The organism is Streptomyces sp. NPDC088707, from assembly GCF_044752725.1.
In the GTDB taxonomy this organism is placed as follows: Bacteria; Actinomycetota; Actinomycetes; order Streptomycetales; family Streptomycetaceae; genus Streptomyces.
Window position 1 is genome coordinate 1 of record NZ_JBIVLV010000025.1, and the last position, 6048, is coordinate 6048.

General features: G+C 74.5%; 2 protein-coding genes. Both read right to left on the bottom strand.

What is annotated here, in order from left to right; genetic code table 11:
* Positions 1-443, bottom strand: a 443-nt coding sequence (locus ACIP84_RS38560; protein WP_401805059.1) for a beta-ketoacyl synthase N-terminal-like domain-containing protein, incomplete at its 3' end; no start/stop codon positions are given.
* Between the two features lie 169 nt (positions 444-612).
* Positions 613-6048: SDR family NAD(P)-dependent oxidoreductase (locus ACIP84_RS38565; RefSeq protein ID WP_401805062.1), on the bottom strand; the 5436-nt coding region annotated here is incomplete at its 5' end.

The following is a 6048-nucleotide window of genomic DNA, read 5'->3' on the forward strand; positions in this document are numbered from 1 at the left end:
TGCAGCGTTCCGGGTGCGATTCCCGCCCGCTCCAGGGCCTCCCACGACACTTCGAGGAGCAGCCGCTGCTGCGGGTCCATCGCCAGCGCCTCACGGGGGGCGATCCCGAAGAACTCGGGGTCGAACTCGCCTGCTCCGCTCAGGAATCCACCGTCGCGCACATAGGACGTGCCGGCGTGGTCCGGGTCCGGGTGGTAGAGACCGTCGAGGTCCCAGCCCCGGTCGGTGGGGAGGCCGGAGATCACGTCGCGCTGCTGGGCGACGACCTGCCACAGCGCCTCGGGGGAGTCCACCCCGCCCGGGAAGCGGCAGCCCATGCCGACGATCACGATCGGATCGTTGGTGCCGGCCTCCAGCTCCCGGACCCGCTGACGGGACTGGTGGAGGTCGACGGTGAGGCGCTTGAGGTATTCGACGAGTTTGTCGTTGTCCGGTGTTGTCATGGCGATGATGCCCCCGTAGGCGTCGTGAAGCTGTGCGTGTGCGCGGTGCGGGCGCGGCACGCCCGTGGGATGAGCCCGGGTGTGCCGCGCGCGGCGAACAGGACGGGCGGACCGAGGTCCGGAACCGTGCGATGCGCGGGTGGAGTTGTGGTCGGAGTGGGGCTCGGGGTCAGAGTTCGGAGTCGATGAACGCGAGGAGCTCGTCGACCGAGGCCGACTCGACCCGTGCGGCCAGATCCCTGTCGTCGGCCCGGGTCCGCTGAGCCGGTACGCGGGCCGCGAGGGCCTGGAGTCGTTGGACGATCTCGTCCCTGACCTCGTCCTGGGTGTCGTCCGGCAGGTCGGCGAGCGCCGCTTCGAGGCCGTCGAGTTCGACCAGCCCGGGTACGCCCACCGAGTCGCCGGAGGCGACGGACTCCGTCTCGGCCGGGGCCAGTTCGGTGATCAGATGGGCCACGACCGCGCTCGGCGTGGGGTAGTTGAAGAGGAAGGTGGCGGGCAGTCGCAGATCGGCGCTGGTCTGCAGCCTGTTGCGGAGCTCCACGAGCGTCAGCGAATCGCAGCCCATGTCCTTGAAGGACCGGTCGGCGGGAATGCCGGACGCGGACGAACGGCCGAGCACGGCGGCGGTCTGCACCCGGACGAGGTCCAGGAGCAGTTCCTCCCGCTCGGCCGGGGCCAGTGCGGCGAGCCGGTCGCGCAGTGCGGCGGTCGCCGGAGCCGCGGCGGTGGCCGCCGCCTGGGCCGGTCGCGGTGCGGCCGGCGCCAGGCCCCACAGCACAGTGGGCAGTTGCGTGCCCAGCCCGCTGAGAGTGGCGCGGTCGAGCGGAGCGGGGACGAGCGCGGCGGTGTCCATGCGCAGTGCCGCGTCGAGCAGGGCCAGGCCCTCCGCCCGGTCGATGGGCGCGAGGCCGGTGCGGGCGATGCGGCCCCGGTCGGCCTCGGACAGGGACCCCGCCATTCCGGCGGAGCCCGGTCGTCCCGCGGTGTCCGCCCACATGCCCCAGGCCAGGGAGAGCGCGGGGAGGCGCTGGGCCCTGCGGTGCTGGGCCAGGGCGTCGAGGTAGGTGTTGGCCGCGGCGTAGTTGCCCTGGCCGGCGCCACCGATGACACCCATGACGGAGGAGAAGAGGACGAAGGCCGCGAGGTCGTGGTCCGCGGTCAGCTCGTGCAGATTGCGGGCCGCGGCGGCCTTGGGGGCGAGCACCGTGTCGAGGCGCTCCGGGCTCAGTGCGGTGATCACACCGTCGTCGAGCACTCCCGCCGCGTGGACGACGGCGGTGAGCCGTACGCCGGAGAGCAACCGCGCGAGCGCGTCGCGGTCGGCGGTGTCGCAGGCGGCGAGCGTCACCTGCGCGCCCGACTCGGTGAGTTCGGCGGCCAGTTCCAGGGCGTCCGGGGCGTCGGGCCCGCGGCGGCTGACGAGGAGCAGACGGCGGACGCCGTGCTCGGTCACCAGGTGCCGCGAGACGAGTCCGCCCAGGGCTCCGGTGGCACCGGTGACCAGGACCGTACCGTCCGGGTCGAGCGCCGCCGGCAGGGTGAGGACCACCTTGCCGATGTGCCGTGCCTGGCTGACGTGCCGGAACGCCTCCGGTGCCCGGCGCACGTCCCAGGTGCTCAGGGGCAGCGGAGTGAGCGCCCCCGAGGACAGCAGCCGCAGGACGTCCGTGAGGAGTCCGGCGATCCGCTCCGTCGGTTCCTGCAGCAGGTCGAAGAAGCCGTAGTCCACGCCGGGGTGGTCGGCCGCGACCTGTTCCGGGTCGCGCAGATCGGTCTTGCCCATCTCCACGAAGCGGCCGCCGTGCGGCAGCAGCCTCAGGGAGGCGTCGATGAACTCACCGGCGAGCGAGTTCAGTACGACGTCCATGCCGCGTCCCCCGGTGGCCGCGTCGAACGCGGACTCGAAGTCCAGGGTGCGGGACGACGCCAGGTTCGCGCCTTCCAGGCCGAGGGCACGCAGGGCGTCCCACTTGCCGGGGCCCGCCGTGCCGTACACCTCGGCCCCGAGGTGCCGGGCGAGCTGGACGGCGGCCATCCCGACACCGCCGGCGGCGGCGTGGATCAGGACGCGCTCGCCCGCGGTCAGGCCGGCGAGGTCGACCAGGGCGTGGTAGGCGGTGAGGAACACGATGGGTGCGGACGCGGCCTGGGCGAAGGTCCAGTCGGCGGGCATGACGGCGACCCGCCGGTGGTCGGCGACGACGACCGGCCCGAACGCCCCGGAGAACAGACCCATGACCCGGTCGCCGACGTCGAGACCGGTGACACCGGGTCCGACCTCGGTGACCACACCGGCCCCTTCGAGCCCGAGCAGACCGGGGTCGCCGGGGTAGAGACCGAGGGTGTTGAGGACGTCGCGGAAGTTGACGCCCGCAGCGCGCACGGCGATGCGTACCGTGCCGTCGGCCAGCGGGGCCAGGGCCTCCGGGCAGGGTTCGAGCGCCAAGTGGTCCAGGGTCCCGCGGTCGCGGACCCCGAGCCGCCAGGCCGAGACTCCGGCCGGGGGGACCAGGGAGCCGTCGGCCGTTGCCCGGCCGAGCATCGGGACAAGCAACTCGTCGCCTCGCACGGCGAGTTGGTGCTCGGCGTCGATGAGCGGCAGGGCGGTACGGCAGTCGGCGGCCGACTCCACGTCGAGGAGACCGACGCGCCCGGGGTTCTCGGTCTGCGCCGAGCGGGCCAGACCCCATACGGCGGCGAGGTCGGGGTTCACATCGGCGTCCGCCGTCGTGGCCACGGCGGCCCGGGTGACGAGCACCAGCCTGGAGTCGGCGAGCCGGTCGTCGGCCAGCCACTCCTGGAGCAGGGCGAGCGCACGGTGCACGGCGGTCCGGGAGCCTTCCCCCGCCCCGCCGGCGCGCTCACCGAGCCCGGCGCCGGCACCGGAGTCCCCGAGGTCCGCGAGCGGCGCGAAGACGACCGCGGGAGCGGGAAGCCCCGCGTCGAGGGCCCGGCCCAGGGCAGCGAGATCGGCGTGGGGCGCACCGACGCCCAGGTCGGCGACGCCGAGCGCGGCGGCCGACGGCGACGGTTCGCGGTCCACCGTGGCCGGGATCCAGTCCAGCCGGTGGAGGGACCGCGGGACGGCCACCTCGTCGCTCACCGGACGCAGGACCAGTTCCTCGACCTCGGCGACGACCGCGCGGGCCTCGTCGAGCAGGGTCAGCGACACCGTGTCCGGCCCGGTCGTGGTGATGACCACGCGGGCGGTACGGGCGCCCGACTGACGGATCGTCACCCCGTGCCAGGAGAAGGGCAGCAGGCGGCGGTTGCCGTCGTCCAGCGCCGTCATGACGATCGGGTGCAGAGCCGCGTCCAGCAGCGCCGGGTGCAGCCCGTACGAGGCGGCGTCGGTGACGGACGGCGGCAGCGCGACCTCGGCGACGAGGTCCGCGCCGTGCCGCCATGCGGCGCGCAGGCCCTGGAAGACGGGACCGTAGGCGTACCCCGCGGTGGCCAGCCCGTCGTAGCAGCCGTCGACGGTCAGCGGCTCGCCCTCGGCGGTGGGCAGGCCCGCCGCGCCCGCGGGGGCGCCGTCCTGCGGGGCGAGGGCGCCGGTGGCGTGCAGGGTCCACGGCTCGACGGCGCCGTCCGGCGTCTCGGTGCGGGCGTGCACGGTCAGCCCCCGCTGTCCGGCGTCACCGGGTGCGGCCACGACGAGCTGCACCTCGGTACGGCCCTCCTCGGGGATCACCAGCGGCGCGAGCAGGGTGAGTTCGGCGACCCGTGGCGCGCCGGCCTCCGCCCCGGCGCGGGCGGCGAGTTCGAGGAAGGCGGTGCCGGGCAGCAGGACCGAACCGAGGACGGCGTGGTCGACCAGCCAGGGGTGGGTACGGCGGCCGAGCCGGGCGGTCAGGACGACCTGCCCGGACTCGGCGAGTTCCACGGCGGGGCCGAGCAACGGGTGACCGGCCGCGCCCTCGGTGCCGCGCGCGGTCAGCCAGTACCGCTCCCGCTGGAAGGCGTACGTGGGCAGCGCCGGCGTCGCTCCCGGGCCGAACACGGCGCCCCAGTCCGGTCCTCGGCCGCGGACGTGCAGGCTGCCGAGCGCGGCGGCGAGGGTACGCGTCTCGGACCTGCCGCGGCGCAGCACGGGGACGAACGCCAGCGCGTCGTCGTCGAGGCAGTCCTGGCCAAGCGCCGACAGAACACCGTCCGGGCCGAGTTCGAGGAAGGTCCGCATCCCGAGGCCGTGGAGCGCCGTCAGGCCGTCGGACATCCGCACTTCCCGGCGCACCTGCCGCACCCAGTAGTCGGCGGTGACGTCGACGGGTCCGCCGGTGACGGTGGACACCATGGCGATACGCGGCTCCGCGTACGCGACGCCGGCGGTCACGGCCGCGAACGCGTCGAGCATCCCGTCCATGCGGTGCGAGTGGAAGGCATGGCTGACGACGAGCCGGCGCGTCTTGCGGCCGGAGGCGGCGAACGCCTCGGCGACCTGCTCGACGGCCTCGACGTCGCCGGAGACGACGACGGCCAGGGGGCCGTTGACGGCGGCGATGCTCACCTCGTGCTCGCGGCCTGCGAGGAGCGGGAGGACCTCCTCCCGCGACGCCTGGACGGCCAGCATCGCTCCACCGGCCGGAAGCGCCTGCATGAGCCGGCCGCGCGCGGCCACCAGGGCGCAGGCGTCCGGCAGAGTGAGGATCCCGGCGACGTGGGCGGCGGCGAACTCGCCGATGGAGTGGCCGAGTACGGCGTCCGGAGCCAGGCCCCGGTGTTCGAGCAGCCGGAACAGTGCCACCTGGAGGGCGAAGAGGGCGCACTGGGTGTTCTCGGTCCGGTTGAGCGCCTCGGCGTCGTCGAACATCACCTCGCGGATCGGCGGAGTGCCGGGCACGGAGGCGCGACAGGCGTCGAGTTCGGCGCACACCGCGTCGAGAGCGGCGGCGAAGACCGGCTCGCTCTCGTACAACTCGCGCCCCATGCCGACGCGTTGGCTGCCCTGCCCGGTGAAGAGGTAGGCGAGGCCGTCGTCGGGGCGTGCCGTGCCGCGCGTCAGCGCGGAGTGCGGCTCGCCGCGGCCGAGCGCGGCCAGCGCCGCGACGGCCTCGGAGCGGTCCCCGGCGGTGACGGCCGCGCGGTGGTCGAGCGCGGTACGGGTGGTGGCCAGGGCGCGGCCGAGGTCACGGTCGGACACCTCGCCGGAGCCGTCGAGGGCGTCGACGAGTGCCGTGGCCTGGGCGCGCAGCGCCGCCTCGGTACGGCCGGACAGCACCCACAGGGGGGCGGAGCCGTCGTCCGCGGCGCCGGTTCCGGACACGACCGGTTCGGTCGTGGGGGCTTCGGCGAGGATGACGTGGGCGTTGGTGCCGCTGATGCCGAAGGAGGAGACACCGGCGCGCCGGACCTTGCCTTCCGTCGCGGGCCACGGACGGGCCTCGGTGAGGACCTCGACGCCGCCGGAGTCCCAGTCGACGAGTTCGCTGGGCTTGCTCACGTTGAGGGAGGCGGGCACCTCGCCGTGCTGGAGGGCCATGACCATCTTGATGACGCCGCCGACACCGGCGGCGGCCTGGGCGTGTCCGAGGTTGGACTTGAGGGACCCGAGCATGAGGGGTCGGTCGCCGTCGCGTTCGCTGCCGTAGGTGGCGAGGAG